General features: G+C 69.4%; 14 protein-coding genes. 10 read left to right on the top strand and 4 right to left on the bottom strand.

Going from position 1 to position 19430, the window contains the following annotated elements; genetic code table 11:
• The first annotated feature begins 54 nt into the window (after positions 1 to 54).
• From rluD to ACYVJH_RS12820, 4 genes are all read left to right on the top strand, one after another.
• Positions 55 to 1050 (top strand): 23S rRNA pseudouridine(1911/1915/1917) synthase RluD, encoded by a 996-nt coding sequence (gene rluD / locus ACYVJH_RS12805; RefSeq protein WP_460455038.1) that lies wholly within the window; start codon positions 55 to 57, stop codon positions 1048 to 1050.
• Positions 1047 to 1817 (top strand): peptidoglycan editing factor PgeF, encoded by a 771-nt coding sequence (gene pgeF, locus ACYVJH_RS12810; protein WP_460455216.1) that lies wholly within the window; start codon positions 1047 to 1049, stop codon positions 1815 to 1817. Before rluD ends, pgeF begins: the two co-directional genes overlap by 4 nt.
• A gap of 139 nt (positions 1818 to 1956) precedes the next feature.
• Complete coding sequence (gene clpB, locus ACYVJH_RS12815) at positions 1957 to 4539, top strand: ATP-dependent chaperone ClpB (protein WP_460455039.1); 2583 nt, start codon at positions 1957 to 1959, stop codon at positions 4537 to 4539.
• A 76-nt stretch (positions 4540 to 4615) separates the two neighbouring features.
• Positions 4616 to 6142 carry a cryptochrome/deoxyribodipyrimidine photo-lyase family protein gene (locus tag ACYVJH_RS12820; RefSeq protein WP_460455040.1) on the top strand — a complete coding sequence of 509 codons (1527 nt, stop codon included), beginning with the start codon at positions 4616 to 4618 and terminating at the stop codon, positions 6140 to 6142.
• Positions 6143 to 6190: 48 nt separating this feature from the next.
• On the opposite strand, the gene ACYVJH_RS12825 is transcribed toward ACYVJH_RS12820, so the two are convergent.
• Both ACYVJH_RS12825 and ACYVJH_RS12830 read right to left on the bottom strand, forming a co-directional pair.
• The gene (locus tag ACYVJH_RS12825; protein ID WP_460455041.1) at positions 6191 to 6787 is read right to left on the bottom strand and encodes a hypothetical protein; all 597 of its coding nucleotides are present in this window, start codon (positions 6785 to 6787) and stop codon (positions 6191 to 6193) included.
• Positions 6788 to 6872: 85 nt separating this feature from the next.
• On the bottom strand, positions 6873 to 8555 hold the full coding sequence (locus ACYVJH_RS12830; protein WP_460455042.1) for a cation:proton antiporter domain-containing protein: 1683 nt from the start codon (positions 8553 to 8555) through the stop codon (positions 6873 to 6875).
• Between the two features lie 124 nt (positions 8556 to 8679).
• On the opposite strand from ACYVJH_RS12830, the gene ACYVJH_RS12835 reads away from it, so the two are divergent.
• Both ACYVJH_RS12835 and ACYVJH_RS12840 read left to right on the top strand, forming a co-directional pair.
• Positions 8680 to 10545, top strand: coding sequence for an ABC-F family ATP-binding cassette domain-containing protein (locus ACYVJH_RS12835; protein WP_460455043.1), 1866 nt, complete (start codon positions 8680 to 8682; stop codon positions 10543 to 10545).
• A 97-nt stretch (positions 10546 to 10642) separates the two neighbouring features.
• A complete protein-coding gene (locus ACYVJH_RS12840; RefSeq protein ID WP_460455044.1) occupies positions 10643 to 12190 on the top strand; it encodes a sodium:solute symporter family transporter in 1548 nt (515 codons plus the stop codon).
• Here ACYVJH_RS12840 and ggpS read toward each other — a convergent pair.
• Together ggpS and ACYVJH_RS12850 are read right to left on the bottom strand one after the other, a co-directional pair.
• Complete coding sequence (gene ggpS / locus ACYVJH_RS12845; RefSeq protein ID WP_460455045.1) at positions 12097 to 14454, bottom strand: glucosylglycerol-phosphate synthase; 2358 nt, start codon at positions 14452 to 14454, stop codon at positions 12097 to 12099. The two genes, ACYVJH_RS12840 and ggpS, sit on opposite strands and share 94 nt — an antisense overlap.
• Positions 14455 to 14474: 20 nt before the next feature.
• Positions 14475 to 15731: an MFS transporter gene (locus ACYVJH_RS12850; protein WP_460455046.1), complete on the bottom strand. Its 1257-nt coding sequence runs from the start codon at positions 15729 to 15731 to the stop codon at positions 14475 to 14477.
• 130 nt (positions 15732 to 15861) lie between these two features.
• On the opposite strand from ACYVJH_RS12850, the gene ACYVJH_RS12855 reads away from it, so the two are divergent.
• The 4 genes from ACYVJH_RS12855 (at position 15862) to ACYVJH_RS12870 (ending at position 19389) form a co-directional block, all read left to right on the top strand.
• Positions 15862 to 16170 carry an FmdB family zinc ribbon protein gene (locus ACYVJH_RS12855; RefSeq protein WP_460455047.1) on the top strand — a complete coding sequence of 103 codons (309 nt, stop codon included), beginning with the start codon at positions 15862 to 15864 and terminating at the stop codon, positions 16168 to 16170.
• 40 nt (positions 16171 to 16210) lie between these two features.
• Positions 16211 to 16861, top strand: coding sequence for a hypothetical protein (locus ACYVJH_RS12860; protein WP_460455048.1), 651 nt, complete (start codon positions 16211 to 16213; stop codon positions 16859 to 16861).
• Positions 16862 to 16973: 112 nt separating this feature from the next.
• A complete protein-coding gene (gene aspS / locus ACYVJH_RS12865) occupies positions 16974 to 18749 on the top strand; it encodes an aspartate--tRNA ligase (protein WP_460455049.1) in 1776 nt (591 codons plus the stop codon).
• Positions 18750 to 18753: 4 nt separating this feature from the next.
• On the top strand, positions 18754 to 19389 hold the full coding sequence (locus tag ACYVJH_RS12870) for an esterase/lipase family protein (RefSeq protein WP_460455217.1): 636 nt from the start codon (positions 18754 to 18756) through the stop codon (positions 19387 to 19389).
• Positions 19390 to 19430: the final 41 nt, after the last annotated feature.

The following is a 19430-nucleotide window of genomic DNA, read 5'->3' on the forward strand; positions in this document are numbered from 1 at the left end:
GCTGTCGCCTCCATGAACCCGGTGCGACCCCCTCCGCAGGCCCCAGGACCCCGCATGACCCCGACCCAGATCCCCGAAACCGACGAAAACGACCGCGAGCTGCTCGAAGCCAGCATTCCCCTGGAGGCGGCCGGCCGCCGGTTCGACCAGGTCCTGGCCGAACTTTTCCCCGATTTTTCCCGTTCCCGGCTGTCCGAGTGGATCAAGTCCGGCGACGCCCTGCTCGACGGCCGGCTGGTCAAACCCAAGGAAGCCGTGCGCGGCGGCGAGCCGGTCACCGTGTCGGTGCGCATGGAAGTCGAAACCCATGCGCTGCCCGAGGCCATCGACCTGGACCTGGTGTACCAGGACGAGGACGTGCTGGTGGTCAACAAACCCGCCGGCCTGGTGGTGCACCCCGGCGCCGGCAACCCGCGCGGCACACTGGTGAACGCGCTGCTGCACTTCGATGCCCGCCTGGCCGAGCTGCCGCGTGCCGGCATCGTGCACCGGCTCGACAAGGACACGTCCGGCCTGATGGTGGTCGCGCGCACCCTGCGCGCCCACACCTCGCTGGTTGAACAGCTTTCAGGCCGCGAAGTGCACCGGCAGTACCTGGCCGTGGTGCAGGGCACGATGGTCGCCGGCAACACCATCAATGCCCCCATCGGCCGCCATCCCACCGACCGCGTGCGAATGGCCGTGGTGAAGGAAGGCGGTCGCGACGCCATTACCCATTACCGGCTGCGGGAGAAGTTCCGGGCCCACACCCTGGTCGAATGCCGCCTCGAAACCGGCCGCACCCACCAGATCCGCGTGCACATGGCGCACGTGCGCCACCAGATCGTCGGCGACCCGCTTTACGGCGGCGCCTTCCGCCTGCCCAAGGCCGCCACCGAGGCCCTGGTGGCGCGGCTGCACGGTTTCCGCCGCCAGGCCCTGCACGCCGAGCAGCTGACCTTCGCGCATCCGTCCACCGGCGAACCCGTGGCCCACGAGGCGCCGATGCCCGAAGACATGCAGGCCCTGGTGCGCGACCTGCGCGAGGACACCGCGGCCTTCAAGGCCTGACCGTGCCGGCGCCGGCCTGGCTTGACGCCGATTGGCCCGCCCCGCCGGGGGTGCGGGCGCTGACCAGCCTGCGCTGCGGCGACGGCGTATCGGCGCCGCCCTTCGACCGGCTCAACCTGGGTTCTAACTGCGGTGACGAACCGGCAGCGGTGCGGGAAAACCGGCGCCGCTTCCGGGAATGGCTGGCGCTGCCATCCGAGCCGGTCTGGTTGAAGCAGGTGCACGGAACCGGGGTGCTGCGGGTGGAGGACCGGGCAGGCGAGCTGGCCAACGGCACGCCGGCTGAAGCCGACGCCGCCGTGACATCCCACCCTGGCGTGGTCCTGGCCATCCTTACCGCCGACTGCCTGCCCGTGGTCTTCGCGGCCGACGACGGCAGCGAAATCGGCGCGGCCCATGCCGGCTGGCGAGGCCTGGCCGCGGGCGTGCTGGAGGCCACGATCGCCGCCATGCGCACGCCGCCGGCCCGGCTGCGCGCCTGGCTGGGGCCCGCGGCCGGCCCGGACCACTACGAGATCGGCGCCGAGGTGCGGGATGCCCTGATCGCCGGCGATCCGGGCGCGGCATCCGCCTTCTTGCCAACGCGTCCCGGCCACTGGCGGGTAGACCTTTTCGCCCTCGCGCGCCGGCGATTGGCCGCGCTGGGCCTGGCGGGCGTCCATGGCGGTGGCCTGTGCACCATCGCCGATCCCTCGCGTTTTTTCTCCCACCGCCGCGATGGCCGCAGTGGCCGTCTGCTCACCCTGGCCTGGCGTAGCGGGTCCTGACGCGTGCCGGCCGGACCCCGGCAGGCCGAGGCCAAGGCTGAACTGGCGAGGCTCCGGCGCTTGAATTTCCAGGCCCGGGCGTCCATCTGGAGGGCATCGGGCGGCGCGCCGCCGCTCCCTGCCATGCAAGGACCTCCCCATGCGGATGGACAAACTGACTTCGCGTTTCCAGCAGGCCCTCAGCGACGCCCAGTCGCTGGCCGTTGGCCGTGACCACAACCTGATCGAACCCGCGCACGTGCTGCTGGCCCTGCTTGACCAGTCCGGCGGCAGCACCCGGCCCACCCTGGCCCAGGCCGGCGTCAACGTCGCCGCCCTGCGCCAGCGCCTGGTCGAGGCCCTGGACAAGCTGCCCAAGGTGACGGGCCAGGAGGGCAACCTGTCCATCGGCAACGACCTGGCGCGCCTGCTCAACCTCAGCGACAAGCTGGCCCAGCAGCGTGGCGATGCCTTCATCGCCAGCGAACTGTTCGTGCTGGCCTGCCTCGAGGACAAGGGCGAGGCCGGCCAGGCGCTCAAGGCCGCGGGTGCAAGAAAGGACGCGCTGGAAAAGGCCATCGAAGGCCTGCGCGGCGGCGAGAAGGTGGACGACGCCAACGCCGAGGAAAACCGCCAGGCGCTGGAGAAGTACACCATCGACCTGACCGCGCGCGCCGAGTCGGGCAAGCTCGATCCGGTGATCGGCCGCGACGAGGAGATCCGCCGCACCATCCAGGTGCTGCAGCGGCGCACCAAGAACAACCCGGTGCTGATCGGCGAACCCGGCGTCGGCAAGACCGCCATCGTCGAAGGCCTGGCCCAGCGCATCATCAACGGCGAAGTGCCCGAAGGCCTGCGCGGCCGGCGCGTGCTGTCGCTGGACATGGGCGCGCTGATCGCCGGCGCCAAGTTCCGCGGTGAGTTCGAGGAGCGCCTCAAGGGCGTGCTCAGCGACCTGTCCAAGCAGGAAGGACAGGTCATCCTGTTCATCGACGAACTGCACACCATGGTCGGGGCCGGCAAGGCCGAAGGCTCGATGGACGCCGGCAACATGCTCAAGCCCGCGCTCGCCCGCGGCGAGCTGCACTGCATCGGCGCCACCACGCTCGACGAATACCGCAAGTACGTGGAAAAGGACGCCGCGCTCGAACGCCGCTTCCAGAAGGTCTTCGTGGGCGAACCCTCGGTCGAGGACACCATCGCCATCCTGCGCGGCCTGAAGGAGCGCTACGCGGTGCACCACGGCGTCGAGATCACCGACCCGGCGATCGTGGCCGCGGCGACGCTGTCGCACCGCTACATCGCCGACCGCCAGCTGCCCGACAAGGCCATCGACCTGATGGACGAGGCGGCCAGCCGCATCCGCATGGAAATCGACTCCAAGCCCGAGGAGATGGACCGCAAGGAGCGCCGCCTGATCCAGCTCAAGATCCAGCGCGAGGCGCTGAAAAAGGAAAAGGACAAGGAATCGAAGCAGCGCCTGGCCGACCTCGAGGACGAGATCGCCACGCTCGAGCGCGACTTCAACGACCTCGAGGAGATCTGGAAGGCCGAAAAGGCCACGCTCACCGGCGCCACCCGGGTGAAGGAGCAGCTGGAGCAGGCGCGCCAGGAACTCGATGCCGCGCACCGCCACCAGGACTTCGCCAAGGCCAGCGAGATCCAGTACGGCCGCATCCCGGCGCTGGAGAAGCAGCTCGCCGCCGCGCAGGAAGTCGAGACCAAGGGCTTCCAGCTGCTGCAGGACAAGGTCACGGCCGAGGAAATCGCCGAAGTCGTGTCGCGCTGGACCGGCATCCCGGTCAGCAAGATGCTCGAGGGCGAGCGCGAGAAACTGCTGAAGATGGAGGACGCGCTGCACAACCGCGTCGTTGGCCAGCACGAGGCCGTGAAGGCCGTGTCCGACGCCATCCGCCGCAGCCGGGCCGGCTTGTCCGACCCGGACCGCCCCAATGGCAGCTTCCTGTTCCTTGGCCCCACGGGCGTGGGCAAGACCGAATTGTGCAAGGCACTGGCCGGCTTCCTGTTCGACACCGAAGACGCCATGGTGCGCATCGACATGAGTGAGTTCATGGAAAAACACTCCGTGGCCCGCCTGATCGGCGCGCCCCCGGGTTACGTCGGTTACGAAGAGGGCGGCTACCTGACCGAAGCCGTGCGCCGCCGGCCCTACAGCGTGCTGCTGCTCGACGAGGTCGAGAAGGCGCATCCGGACGTGTTCAACATCCTGCTGCAGGTGCTCGACGATGGCCGCCTGACCGACGGCCAGGGCCGCACGGTGGATTTCCGCAACACCGTCATCGTGATGACCTCCAACCTGGGCAGCCAGCACATCCAGGAGCTCAGCGGCGAAGGCGACGCGGCCTACGTGCAGATGAAGGCCGCGGTGATGGGCGTGGTGCAGTCGCACTTCCGCCCGGAGTTCATCAACCGCCTGGACGAGATCGTGGTTTTCCATCCGCTGGGCCGCGACCAGATCCAGGCCATCGCCCGCATCCAGACCGCCTACCTGTCCAAGCGGCTGGCCGAACGGCAGATCGCCCTGGAAATCGACGAATCGGCGCTGGCCCTGCTGGGCAACGTCGGTTTCGACCCGGTGTACGGTGCCCGCCCGCTCAAGCGTGCGATCCAGCAGCAGCTGGAGAACCCGCTGGCCCAGAAGATCCTGGCCGGCGAGTTCGGCCAGGGCGACACGGTCCGCGTCGGTGCCGACGCCGGCACCCTGACCTTCGCCCGCAGCTGAGTCCGGCAGGAGCGCCCGAGGGCGCTCCTGCGACTTCCTGACTCCATTTTCATGGGTCACGGGGCAGGGTGGCGGGATGTCCCTGCAACTCGTCTGGTTCAAGCGCGACCTGCGCAGCCTCGACCACGCGCCGCTGGTCGAGGCGGCGGCGCGCGGCCCGGTGCTGCCGCTGTACGTAGCCGAGCCCGGCTATTGGGCCTTGCCCGACACCAGTGCACGCCAGTGGGAGGCCGTCGCCGACGGCCTGCACGACCTGCGCCAGGACCTCGCCCGCCTGGGCCAGCCGCTGGTGCTGCGGTCCGGCGACGTCGTCGAAGTCTTCGACCGACTCCACGCCAGCCAGGGCATCGCCACCCTGTGGTCGCACGAGGAAACCGGCAATGCCTGGACCTACGCCCGCGACAAGCGGGTGATGGCCTGGGCGCGCGCCCGGGGCATTGCCTGGCATGAAATCCCCGCCGGCGGCGTGTTTCGCCGGCTGCGCAGTCGCGCCCGCTGGGCCACGGGCTGGGAAGCGCGCATCGCACCGGCCCCGTTGCCGGAACCGGCGCTGGCGCCACTACCGGACATCGCCCCCGTGCCGATTCCGTCCGCGCGGGACCTGGGCATGGCGCCCGACCCCTGTCCCGGTCGCCAGCGTGGCGGACGTCGCCGCGGCGAGCGCGCGCTGCAGACCTTCCTGGCCGGGCGTGGCGCCGGCTACCAGCGCGGCATGAGCAGCCCGCTGTCGGCGCAGACCCGGTGTTCGCGGCTGTCGGTGGCCCTGGCCACCGGCACGCTGTCGCTGCGCGAAGTGGTGCACGCCGGGCGTGCGGCGCGTGAACAGGGCGGTCCGGTCCCCGCCCGCGACCTGGCCGCGTTCGACAAGCGCCTGCACTGGCACTGCCACTTCATCCAGAAGCTCGAGAGCGAGCCGGCCATCGAGTTCCGCAACGTGCACCGCGGTTTCGACGGCCTGCGCGAGGGACAGTTCAACCGCGAATGGTTCGGCGCCTGGCAGCGCGGCGAAACCGGCTGGCCCTTTGTCGATGCCTGCCTGCGGGCGCTGCAGCAGACCGGCTGGATCAACTTCCGCATGCGCGCCATGCTGGTGTCGGTCAGCAGCTACCACCTGTGGCTGCACTGGCCCGAGCCCGCGCGCCAGCTGGCGCGCTGGTTCACCGACTACGAGCCAGGCATCCATTACCCGCAGGTGCAGATGCAGGCCGGCGTCACCGGCATCAACATCCCGCGCATGTACAACCCGGTGAAACAGTCGCAGGACCAGGATCCCCGCGGCGAGTTCATCCGCCGCTGGCTGCCCGAACTCGACGGCGTGCCGGATGCCTGGGTCCACACGCCCTGGAAGATGGGCGCAGCCCAGCAATCCGCCGCGGGCCTGCGCATAGGCGAAAGCTACCCGGCGCCGGTGCGCGACCACGAGCAGGCCGCGCGCGAGGCCCGGGCGAAACTCACCGCCTGGAAACGCGCTTACGTGGCCCGCGAGGAGAGCCAGCGCGTGTTCGAGAAACACGGCAGCCGCGCGAAGCGGCCGGGACGCGCGGGACGACGCACCGCCGTCGCCACGCCGGTCGCGCCGGATCCGCAGCCGGACCTGTTCTGAACCGGCCGCGAAACGAACCGGGCCGCCTTGCGGCGGCCCGGTGCGGACTCACTTGGCGGTGAACTTCAGCGGGCCGCTGTAGTCCCGCCACGGCAGCGATTGGTCGCTGCGCAGGTTGATCGCCACTTCCTCGCCGGCCCCGTCCTCCGTGACCACGCGGGTCATCAGGGCGGGCACGTACCACTTGATCAGGAAGGTCATGTCCTTGCGGATGATCGGGTTGATCTCGACCGTGGTGGTCTTGCCTTCCTCGATCCGGAAGCTCAGCACGTCTTCGTTGAGGAAGGCTCCCTTGTCCAGCATCTTCTCCGGGCTGAAAGCCGTGACCATTTCCAGGCCGATGCCGGTGATCCGATAGTCGCCGGGCGGCAGCTGCAGCGTCTCTTCGCTGCCGTAGCGCGTCATGTGGTTGACGTTGAAGTCGATGAAACGCTTGTTGACCATCGTCACCACCATCAGGCCGTCCTGCAGGCCCCACTCCAGGCCGCCGGACTCGAGCTGCGCCTGGACCTTCTTCTTGAGTTCGATCTCGCTGGTGAAGGGCTTCACCTGTACCACCAGGGTGCCGGTGGCTTCCTGGGCGGCCACCGGACGGCCCAGCACGAGCGCCAGCAGCGGCACCAACCAAATCATCGTCTTGCTCATAGATTCCCTGTTTCCCCGAATGGATTTGTCCACGAAAACGGGCACCCTGCGGGGCGCCCGGACGCGATGATGCCATTGCCCGGGGTCAGGCGGTGCGGGGCTTGCGGAAGGGCGGTGCCGACATCGCCATCTCGGCCATGGAGTGCGCCAGTTCCTTCTCGGCCAGCACGGCGCCGTCGGCGCCGTGGGCGAGCAGGTGCTTGACCTCGCTGTCGCCGTGGGCGCGCGCCAGGATGGTCAGCCCGGGATTCAGGGCCCGCAGCCGGGCGACCGTCTCGCCCGCTTCCAGCGCATGCCGGATAGCCAGCACCACCAGCTTGGCTCCGGCGGGCGAGGCCTCGGCCAGGACCTTCGCCGCCGTGGCATTGCCGCGGATGGTGGGGAAGCCGGCCGCGCGCGCCTTCTGCGCCACGTCGGAGTCGCCCTCAATCACCACCAGCGGGACGTCGCGCTCGCGCAGCAGCTTGGCGATTTCACTGCCCACCTTGCCGAAGCCGACCACGATCGCGTGGCCCTCCACCGGCAGCGAGGGGCCGCTGTGCGGGCCGGGCACCTCGGGTTCTGGCGCTTCGGGCAGGTGTTTGTGCGTGCCGCGCCAGCGCCCCATCACCAGGAACACAAAGGGATTGGCGATGATCGACAGCAGGGATCCGGCCAGCACCAGGTTGCGGCCTTCCGGCGGCAGGATGGCGAGGGCCACGCCCAGCCCGGTCAGGATGAAGGAGAACTCGCCGATCTGCGCCAGACTGGCGCCGGTGGTGGCCGCGGTCGAGGCCGGGTGTCCGAAGGCGCGAACGATGGTGTACGAGGTCAGCGACTTGCCGACGATGATGATCAGGAAGGTGGCCAGCACCGGGATCGGTTGATCGAGAACGATCGCCGGGTCGAACAGCATGCCCACCGAAACGAAGAACAGCACCGCGAACGCGTCGCGCAGCGGCAGCGAGTCCGAGGCCGCCTTGTGGCTCAGGTCGCCGTTGAGCAGCATGCCGGCGAAGAAAGCGCCCAGTGCGAACGACACGCCGAACAGCTTCGCCGATCCGAAGGCCACGCCGAGGGCGATGGCCAGCACCGAGAGGGTGAAAAGTTCGCGCGAGCCCAGGCCGGCCACCCGTTCGAGCAGCCAGGGGATGCCGCGCCGGCCGACCAGCATCATCACCGCGACGAAGGCGGTCACCTTGGCCAGGGTCAGGCCCAGCGATCCGAGCAGGCTGCGGTCGCCGGCGTCGCCCCCGGCCGGACCCATGGCATCGGCCAGTGCGGGCAGCAGCACCAGCGCCACCACCATCACCAGGTCCTCGACGATCAGCCAGCCCAGCGCGAGCCGGCCCAGCGGGGTATCCACCAGCCGGCGGTCCTCGAGCGAGCGCAGCAGCACCACGGTGCTGGCGACCGACAGTGACAGCCCGAACACGAGGCTTTCCGGCAGCGACCAGCCCATCCACCAGGCCAGGCTGGCACCCAGCGACGTGGTCACTGTCATCTGGATAAGCGCCGCCGGGATGGCGATCCACTTCACCTCCAGCAGGTCGTCCACCGAGAAGTGCAGGCCGATGCCGAACATCAGCAGGATCACGCCGATCTCGGACAGCTCCATCGCCAGCCTCGGGTCGGCCACGAACCCGGGGGTGTAAGGCCCCACGAAGATGCCGGCCACCAGATAGCCCACGATCGGCGACAGTCGCAACCGATGCGCGATCGAGCCCAGCACGAAGGCGAGCACGAGGCCGACGGCGAGCAGGGCGATCAGTGGCGTTTCGTGCGGCATCGACGCTCGATCGGAAGGGGGCTGGCTGCCCGCAGTATCGGCGCTGGCGTCAATGCGGGGCAAATCCGCGTCCGCCAGCGGCCTGATAGAATGCGCGCCCTCGCTTGCCGCCCGTCCCCACCCCATGATCGCCTTCCGCAACTTCGCCCTGCGCCGCGGGGAACACCTGCTGCTTTCGCAGGTCGACCTGTCCCTGCACGCCGGCTGGCGGGTGGGCGTGATCGGCCGCAACGGCTGCGGCAAGTCCAGCCTGTTCGCCGCCATCCTGGGCGAGGTCGAAGCGGACAAGGGCGACATTGACCTGCCCGGCAAGACGCGCATTGCCTGGGTCGCACAGGAAACCCCCTCGCTGCCCGACCCGGCCATTGACTACGTGCTGGCCGGCGACACCGAAGTGCATGCGGTGCTGCAGGCCGAAGCGGCCGCCAGCGAAGCCGAAGACTGGGACGCCGTCGCCGAAGCCCACCAGCGGCTGGCCGAGATCAACGGTTACGACGCCACGGCGCGCGCCGGGCGCCTGCTGCACGGCCTGGGCTTCCCGCCGGAAACCCACGGCAAGCCGGTGTCCGATTTTTCCGGCGGCTGGCGCGTACGCCTGAACCTGGCGCGGGCGCTGATGATGCCCTCCGACCTGCTGCTGCTCGACGAACCGACCAACCACCTCGACCTCGACGCCGTGCTGTGGCTCGAACAGTGGCTGCTCAAGTACCCCGGCACCCTGCTGATGATCTCGCACGACCGCGAGTTCCTAGACGGCCTGAGCACGCACACCCTGCACCTGCACGAAGGCCGGGCCAAGCTCTACGTCGGTGACTACACCAGCTTCGAACGCCAGCGCGCCGAACACCTGCGCCAGCAGCAGATCGCCCACGACAAGGAACAGGTGGAACGCGCCCACCTGCAAAGTTTCATCGACCGCTTCAAGGCCAAGGCCAGCAAGGCCAAGCAGGCCCAGAGCCGCATGAAGCGCCTGGCGAAGCTGGCCGGCACCGAAGCGGTGCGCGCCGAGCGCGCCTTCAACATCACCTTCGCCGAGCCGGCGCGGCTGCCGCATTCGATCATCCGCATCAACCACGGCGAGGCAGGGTATGGCGCCGATGCGGTGATCCTGCACGACGTCGGTTTCGGCCTGGAGGCCGGCGACCGCGTTGGCCTGCTTGGCCCCAACGGCGCCGGCAAGTCGACCCTGGTAAAGACCCTGGTCGGTGAGCTGCCGCTGATGGGCGGCGAACGCGTGGCCCACCCCGACATGCGCATCGGTTATTTCGCCCAGCACACGGTCGAAAGCCTGCACGAAGGCCAGAGCCCGCTGTGGCACCTGAAGGAAATCGCGCCCAATGCCGGCGAACAACAGCTGCGCGGCTTCCTTGGGCGCTGGAACTTCATCGGTGACCGCGCCTTCGAAAACGTCGATGGCTTTTCGGGCGGCGAGCGCGCGCGCCTGGCGCTGGCCCTGATCGCCTTCCGCGAGCCGAACGTGCTGCTGCTCGACGAACCCACCAACCACCTCGACCTGGACATGCGTGAGGCGCTGGCCGAGGCCCTGTCCGACTTCCCCGGCGCGATCGTGCTGGTATCGCACGATCGCCATCTGATCGGCCTGGTCTGCGAAACCTTCTGGCGCGTCGCCGACGGCCACGTCGAAGAATTCAACGGCGACCTGGACGAATACGCCGCCTGGCTGCGCTCACGCGGCAACGAACCCAAGGCCCCGAAGGCCGCCGCGCCGCCGCCCAAGCCGGCCAAGCCGGTGCGCAGCAAGCACGAACAGGACACCGCCGCGCGCCGGGCTCGCCAGCTCGAAACCCGCGTCGCCGAACTGGCCGGCCTGCTCGCGCAGGTCGAGGCCCAGCTGGCCGATCCGGCGATCTATGGCAACGACGGCGGCTCCGAAGTCGGGCAACTGACCCAGCGCCAGCAAAAGCTGGCCGCCGAGAAGGATGCGCTGGAAGCCGAATGGCTGGCGCAGCTCGAGATCGCCGAGGCCTGAGCCTGGGGGCCGGTGCGACTGGCCCCGGCCAGGCGGGGTGCCGGCGTAACACCGGGCAAATTGCACCTGTCCACGCTTCCATGTTTCCCTGTCCGGCATGGGCGCGCTGGCAACGCTCGACTACATCGTCCTTGCGATCTACCTCCTGGTGGTGGTCGCCGTGTGCCTGCGCGTCAGCCGGCGCAGCCCGGACAGCGACGAACTCTTCCTGGCCGGACGCTCGCTCGGCGCCGGCGTGGTCGGTCTTTCACTGTTCGCGTCCAACATCTCCTCGACCACCCTGATCGGATTGCCGGGCGCCGCCTGGAACAGCGGCATCGCGGTCGCCAACTACGAATGGATGGCGGCGCTGGTGCTGGTGTTCACCGCGGTGTTCGTGGCGCCGACCCTGCTTGGCAACCGCATCACCACGCTGCCCGAGCTGCTCGAGCGGCGCTTCGATGCGCGCATGCGCAAATACCTCTCGGGCGTGTCGGTGTTCCTGTCGATCGTGCTCGACACCGCCGGCAGCCTGTTCGCCGGTGCGCTGGTGCTGCAGGTGTTCTTCCCGGGCCTGCCGCTGGGCGCCACCATCGCGGCGCTGGCGGTGTTCGCCGGCCTCTATACCGCCGCTGGCGGCCTGCGCGCGGTGGTCTATACCGACGTACTGCAGTCGGTCGTGCTGCTGGCCGGGTCGGCCATGCTGGCCTGGCTGGTGTTCGCCGAGTTCGATTTTTCCTGGGCGGCGGTGAAGGCAGCGGTGCCGGAAGACCACCTGAGCCTGATCCGCCCGATCGACGACCCGCACCTGCCCTGGCTGGGCACGCTGGTCGGCCTGCCGATCCTGGGTTTTTACTACTGGACCATGAACCAGTACGTCTCCCAGCGCCTGCTGGGCGCGCGCGACATGAAGGCCGCCGGTGGCGGCGCACTGCTGGCGGCGGGCCTCAAGCTGCTGCCGCTGTTCCTGATGGTGCTGCCGGGCGCCATGGCGATTTCGCTGCTGCCCGACCTGCAGCGCAGCGATGAAGTTTTTCCGCGCCTGCTGGCCGAATACGCGCCGGCCGGCCTGGTCGGCCTGGTGCTGGCGGCGCTGCTGGCGGCGATCATGTCCAGCGTCGACTCGGCGCTCAATTCGGCGTCGACGCTGATCACGCTGGATTTCGTGCAGCCGCGACGCCCCGGTCTCGATACCCGTGCACTGGCGCGGCTGGGCCGCTGGACCACGCTGGGGCTGATGGCCGTGGCGGCGCTCTGGGCGCCGATGATCCAGTCCTTCCCCGGCCTGTTCGCCTACCTGCAGCAGGCTTTCGCCTACGTGACGCCGCCGCTGGTGGCGGTATTCGCGCTGGCCTTCCTGGACAGGCGGCTGGGTGCACGCGCGGCGCTGTATGCCACCGCCAGCGGCCATGCCTTCAGCGCGGCCTGGTTCGTCGCCACGCAGCTGGGCTGGATCGACCTGCACTTCACCATCGTCGCCGGCCTGCTGTTCGTGGTGACCGTAGTGTTCGCATTCGCGTGGCGGCGGGTCACGGGCGAGACACCCGCGCCCGCCGCGCTGGCGGTGATCGATCAGGCCGCGGCGTCGGCCTCGCCGGCCTGGTTGCGGCCGGCCGCCCTGGCCATGACGGTGGCGACCGCGGCCTTGGTGCTGGCCTTCTGGTGACCGTCCGGGCCGCGCACCGCGGCCAGGAAATCGCTTCCCCAACGATCCACGTCGTAGTTCTCGACAATGCCGTAAAGCTGGCGAAGCCGGCCTTCGGCCTCGTCCGAATCCATGGCAAGGGCCTGGCCCAGGGCGGCGCTAAGGTCGGCCGGGTCGTGCGGGTTGGTGAGCACCGCGCCCTTCATTTCGGCGGCGGCGCCAGCAAACTCCGATAGCACCAGCACGCCCTTGCCGCCCTCGATGCCCTGGGTCGCCACGAACTCCTTGGCCACCAGGTTCAGGCCGTCGCGCAGCGGGGTGATCCACATCACGTCCGAGGCGGCGTAGTGAGCCACGACTTCCTCGAAGGGCAGGCCGCGGGCGAAGAAGCGCACCGGTGTCCAGTCCAGGCGCGAATGTTTGCCGTTGATGCGGCCCACGGCCTGTTCGATCTGGGTCTGCAGCTTCTGGTAGATGGTCATTTCCTTCGCGGCCGGCACGCAGATCATCAGCAGCGTCACCTTGCCGGCCAGCTGTGGCTGGGCTTCGAGCAGGCGTTCGAAGGCGTTCAACTTCTCCAGGATGCCCTTGGTGTAGTCCAGGCGCTCGATGGAAAGCACCAGCTTGCGCGGGCTGATTTCCCGGCGCAGTTTTTCCAGCGTGGCGCGGGTGCCGCGCTGGGCCAGCACGTCGCGGATGCGGCCCAGGTCGGTGCCCACCGGGTGCGCGCCCAGACCGACCTCGCGGTCGCCAACGCGCATGCGCGTGACCATCGATTCCAGGCCCACCGCGCAGCCGTAGGTCAGGAAGCGCGGGGCACAGCCTTCGCGTTCAAGTACTTCCACCGGCATCGCCCCGCGCACCACGTCGACGAAGTTCTCCACCTGGCGCGGGATATGGAAGCCGATGTAGTCGCAGCTGAGCAGGCTGCCCAGGATCTCGCGACGCCAGGGCACGACGTTGAAGATGTCGGCCGACGGGAAGTAGGTGTGGTGGAAGAAGGCGATCTTCAGGTCCGGCCGCAGTTCGCGCAGGCGCGCCGGCACCATCCACAGGTTGTAGTCGTGCAGCCAGACGGTGGCGCCGGGCGCGGCTTCCGCGGCCGCGGCTTCGGCGAACTTCCGGTTCACCTTCAGGAACACCTTCCAGTCGTCTTCGCGGAAACGCGCACGCTCCCAGAAGGTGTGCAGCATCGGCCAGAAGGCTTCCTTGGAAAAACGCTTGTAGAACGCATCGACTTCCGACTTGGCCAGCGGCACGCGCGCGGCGGTCAGGTTCGGGTAGCGGTCAGCGTCCACGGGGCTGCGTGCTTCGAAACCCGGGCGTTTGGCGTCATCCAGGGTCCAGGCAACCCAGGACCCGGGCTGCCCGCTGCCAAAGAAGCTGAGCAGGCTCGGGATGATGCCGTTGGGCGAGGCGTGGCGTTTTTGCACGCGCTTGCCGTCTTCCACCGATTCGTCGAAGGGAAGGCGGTGGTAAACCATCACCAGGTCGGACTTGCCCTCGCCGGTGCTGGCGGGTTTGTCGATGTAGGGGTCGTTCGCGGGCAGGAAGCCGAAGTGTTCGATCGCTTCGAGAATGCCGCCGCAGCCGGCATCGTCGGCGTGCAGCACGCGCTCGTGGCGCTGCGTGGCTTCCAGCAGCGCCGGTTCGGAGCGGCCCACGCACACGCCCTTGAAACCGGCGTCGAACATCGACAGGTCGTTGAGCGTATCGCCGGCGACCAGGATGCGGTCGCGACCCATGTCCAGCTGTTCGGCCAGGGCGATCAGGGTGCGGCCCTTGTCGGTGCGCGGCGGCAGGATGTCGAGGTAACGGTCGGCGGAATAAAGCACGTCGCAGCCCAGCTCACGGGCAGCGGCCTCGATGTCGTCGCGGTGGCGCGCCAGCACGTCGGGGTCGCAGAAATAGGAGCAGCGGCGCTCCTGCGGCACGTCCTGGCGCTGCAGGGCCGGGAAGCGGCGCATGGATTTTGCGACCACGTGCTCGCCGGGCCAGCGTGCGTCGATGCCCGACTGGATCGGCTGCAGCGGTTGCAGCGTGCGGCCACAGGCCACGGTCGCGCCGACGTCGCAGACCAGGTAGTCCGGGCGCGGCAGCGAAGGATCGGAAAGCAGGGGGATCACGGCCTCGAGGCTGCGGCCGGTGACCCAGACCAGGCGGATGCCCGGGTGCTGGTCGACCAGGCGGTAGAGCCGCTGGCGATGGCCGGGCTCGCCGGCCAGGAAGGTGCCGTCCAGGTCGGTGGCCAGCACCAGGGCGGGTTTATCGGTGAGGGAGTTCATGGAATCGCCTTTCTGGTTGCTCAATGGGTTTCCTTGTTGCTCGAAGCCAGGTCGGCTTCGGTCTGGGTTTCAGGCAGCAGCTCGAGGGCGGCCGGGGTAGTGCGCAGCATCGGGTGGAACGGGGTTGGGTGGGCCCGGCCGCGGCGCGCGGCCAGGCGCAGCAGCAGGAACATCGCCAGCGCCGCCAGCACTGCCGCGAAATAGGCGGGCAGGGCACCGGGCCCGTGCCGGGCCATCAGTTCGCCGGCGATCGCCGGGCCCAGCGCCGCGCCGATGCCGTGCACCAGCAGCAGGCTTGAACAGCCCGACAGCAGGTCTTCGGGCGGCAGCGTGTCGAGCATGTGCGCCACGCTCATCGGGTAGATGGAAAACGCCAGGCCGCCGAAGGCAAAAAACAGCGCGTACACCGGCCAGGGCCCCCAGTCGCCGGCCAACAGGGCCAGCACCGACACGCCGGCAGCCGCCAGGCAGGCCAGGGCCAGGCCGATGCGCCGGTCCACCCGGTCCGACAGCCGGCCCACCGGCCACTGCAGCAGCGCCCCGCCCAGGATGGTGGCGACCATGAAGTGCGACACGCCCTCGCGGTCGAAGCCCAGCTGCCCGGCATATACCGGCCCCAGGCCCCAGAACGCGCCCATCGCCAGCCCGGAAATGCCGGCGGCCAGGGTTGCCGCCGGCGCCATGGCGTAAAGCCGGCGCAGCCCCAGCCGGGCATTGGGCGGGATGCTGGGCTGGGCCAGGCGGGTCAGCGTGACCGGCAGGGCCGAGGCGCAAATCAGGATGGCCACCAGGCTGAAGAGCATGAAGCCGCCGTCCTCGCCCAGGCCCAGCAGCAACTGGCCCAGGGCCAGCGCGCCGAGGTTCACGGCCATGTAGATCGTGAAGATGCGGCCGCGCAGGGCCGGGTCGGGCTGGGCGTTGAGCCAGCTCTCGATCACGGTGTACAGGCCGACCAGGGCGATGCCGGTGACCAGTCGCAGGCCGAACCAGGCCGGCGGGGTCACGAAGATCGGGTGCATCAGCACGGCGATGGCCGCCAGCCCGGTGAAAAAGGCGAAGGTGCGGATGTGGCCGATCCGGCGCACCAGCGGCGGCGCCAGGAAGGTGCCGATGAAGAACCCGGCGAAGTAGCCCGACATCACCAGGCCCAGGGTCCGGTCGTCGAAACCCTCGATGCCACCGCGCACGGCCAGCAGGGTGCCCAGCAGGCCGCTGCCGGCCAGCAGCAGGGCCACGCCCGCCAGCAGGGCGGCCAGCGGCAGGACCACGCGGATCATCACTACTCCCGATGCAAGCAAGTCGGCGATTGTAACATATTGATATGAATGGGAAAAATTACAGGGCTTGAATCGCCGTCCGGTCCCCCCACTAATGCGCGGTCCCCCTCTGTTTCATTGGAACCGATCCATGCCCATCTACGCCTTCGAATGCAGCGCCTGCGGCCACGCCTTCGACCGGCTGCAGAAGCTGTCCGACGCCGACCCGGTCGACTGCCCGGAATGTGGCCAGGCGCAGGTGCGCCGGCAGGTCACCGCGCCCAGCTTCCGGCTGGCCGGCAGCGGCTGGTACGAGACCGACTTCAAGAAGGACGGCGACAAGAAGCGCAACCTCGCCGACGGCGGCGACAAGCCGGCCAGCAAGCCTGAAGCCAAGGCCGATTCGAAGGCCGAAGCCAAGCCGGCGGCGGCCAAGGCCGAGCCCAAGCCCGCCGCCTGAGTCCTTGCCGGGCTTCCGGGCCGCGGGGTAGGGTCGGGGCATGAAGACCACGCCCCCCCTGCTGTTTTGTTGCTTCCTGCTGCTGGCCGCCTGTGCGGCCGAACCCCAGGCCCCGGCCGCGTCGTCGCCGGCCGCGGATGCGGTGGCTTCGGCCCCGGAAGCGCCGGCACCCGCCGACGCCTTCATGGCGCGCCTGGCCGAACACTGCGGCAAGGCCTTCGCCGGCCGCATCGTCGCCGACGAACCGCCACCGGAAGGGGATGACCCCTTCGCCGGCAAGCCGCTGGTGATGCACGTGCGCGAATGCTCGGCGGCCGAGCTGAAGGTGCCTTTCCACGTGGGCGACGACCATTCGCGCACCTGGGTGATCACCCGAACGGCTACCGGCCTGCGCCTCAAGCACGACCACCGCCACGCCGACGGCAGCCCGGACGCCGTCACCCTGTACGGCGGCGACACCGACGACGCCGGCACCGCGGTCCGCCAGGCTTTCCCGGTGGATGCCGACTCGGTGGAAATGTTCGGCCGCGAAGGCCTGAAAGCCTCGATCCAGAACACCTGGGCGATGGAAGTCGAACCGGGCCGGCGTTTCCTCTACGAACTCTCCCGCCCGGGCGGTCGCCTGTTCCAGGTCGAGTTCGACCTGAGCAAGCCGGTCGAGCCGCCGCCGGCGCCGTGGGGTCACGACTAAGCGCGCCCGCGCCGCGCTGGCCCGATTTGCCCGGGAACCTGCCCAGGACCTACAATTTCGGGCTTTTCCGGGGTCGGAGTCCCGCCCCCGCGCCATGATTTCCGGAGCCAGCATGCGCAGCCATTTCTGCGGCCTCGTGGACGAGTCCATGATCGGCCAGACCGTCACCCTTTGCGGCTGGGCGGATGTCGCCCGCGACCTGGGCGGCGTCTGCTTCATCGACCTGCGCGACCACGAAGGCATCGTCCAGGTCGTGGCCGAGCCCGCGGAAACCGAAGGCAACGCCGCGGTGGTGAAGGCCGCCGCCGCCGTCGGCTACGAGGATTGCCTGCGCATCACCGGCACCGTGCGCGCGCGCCACTCGGTGAACGACCGCATCCGCACCGGCAAGGTCGAAGTGGTGGCCACCGCCATCGAAGTGCTCAACAAGGCCGAGCCGCTGCCCTTCCACGCGCACGAAAACGCCGGCGAGGACATCCGCCTCAAGTACCGCTACCTCGACCTGCGCCGCCCGGAAATGCAGAAGATGATGCGCACCCGCATCCGCCTGGTGCAGTCGCTGCGCCGGTGGCTGGACGCGCGCGGTTTCCAGGACATCGAAACGCCCATCCTCACCAAGGCCACGCCCGAAGGCGCGCGCGACTTCCTGGTGCCGGCGCGCATGCACGCGGGCGAGTTCTACGCGCTGCCGCAGTCGCCGCAGCTGTTCAAGCAGATCCTGATGGTCGCCGGCTTCGATCGCTACTACCAGATCGCGCGCTGCTTCCGCGACGAGGCCCTGCGCGCCGACCGCCAGCTTGAATTCACCCAGCTCGACATGGAGTTCGCCTGGGTGTCCGAGCAGGACGTGCAGGACGCGGTGGAAGGCATGATCCGCGAAGTCTTCAAGGAAGTGATCGACGTCGAGCTCGACGCCAGCTTCCCGCGCCTCACCTGGGCCGAGGCCATGCGGCGGTTCGGCTCGGACAAGCCCGACCTGCGCAACCCGCTGGAACTGGTGGACGTGGCCGGGCTGGTGAAGGACTGCGGCTTCAAGGTCTTCGCCGACGCCGCCAACGACGATGGCGGCCGCGTCGCCGCGCTGCGCATTCCCGGCGGTTCGTCGCTGAGCCGCAAGCAGATCGACGAATACGCCGCCCACGCCGCCAAGTACGGTGCGAAAGGCCTGGCCTACGCGAAACTCGACGAGGCCGGCGCGGTGAACTCGCCGATCGCCAAGTTCTTCGACGAAGCCGCCTTCGCCGCGCTGCTGCAGGCCACCGGTGCCCAGGCCGGCGACATGGTCTTCTTCGGCGCCGGCGCCTACAACAAGGTCTGCGACTTCATGGGCGCGGTGCGGCTCAAGGCCGGCAAGGACTTCGGCCTGGTCCAGCACGCCTGGAAGCCGCTGTGGGTCACCGACTTCCCGATGTTCGAGTGGGACGAGGAGGAAAGCCGCTTCGTCGCGCTGCACCACCCGTTCACCGCGCCGGCCATCGACGACATCGCCGAGCTCAAGGCCAATGCCCGCATCGCGGTTTCGCGCGGCTACGACATGGTGCTCAACGGCAACGAAATCGGCGGTGGTTCGATCCGTATCCATCGTCCGGACATGCAGAGCGCGGTTTTCGACCTGCTGGGCATCGGCGCGGAAGAGGCCGAGGCGAAGTTCGGCTTCCTGCTCGACGCCCTGCGTTACGGCGCGCCGCCGCACGGCGGCATCGCCTTCGGCATCGACCGCATCGCCGCGCTGATGGCCGGCACCGAATCGATCCGCGACGTCATCGCCTTCCCCAAGACCACCACGGCGCAATGCCTGATGACCGGTGCCCCGTCGCCGGTGCCCGAGGTGCAGCTGGCCGAAGTGCACGTGCGCGCGGTGCCCAAGGCCCCGGCCGCCAAGGACTGAGACCCTGGCAGCCGCGGCCCCCACCGGCGACCGCGTCATCCTGCTCCACGGCGTGTGGATGCGCGGGCTGACGCTGTGGCCGCTGGCCAGGCGCCTGCGCCGGTTCGGCTACCGCGCGGAAGTGTTCGACTACGCCAGCCTGCTGCACGGGCCGGCGCCCAGCGTCGACAGGCTGGCCAGCCGCCTGCTGGCGCTGGCCGACGGTCCCGTGCACCTGGTCGGCCACAGCCTGGGCGGCCTCGTGGCCCTGGAAACCGTCGCAAGTTACGCCGGCCTGCCGCCGGGCCGCGTGTTGTGCCTGGGTTCGCCGCTGGCCGGCTCCAGCGCCGCGCGCGGCCTGGCGCGCCACCACCTGGGCTTCTGGCTGGGCCGCAGCGGCACCCTGCTGCGCAGCGGCCTGCATGCCTTGCCCGAAGGCCGGGACGTGGCGGTGATCGCCGGCAGCAAGCCCATGGGCCTGGGGAAGTACTTCGGCGACTTCGACGGCCTCAACGATGGCACCGTGGCGGTGTGGGAAACCCGGCTGCCCGGCCTGGCCGACCACCGGGTGCTGCCCGACAGCCACACGGGCCTGCTGCTGGACCCGCGCGTGGGCGACCTGGCGGCGGGATTCCTTCGCGACGGGCGCTTCCCGGCCTGAAGACGGCTGCGGTCGGGGGGCGGGCCGTATAATCACGGCTT

The organism is Arenimonas aestuarii, from assembly GCF_054781715.1.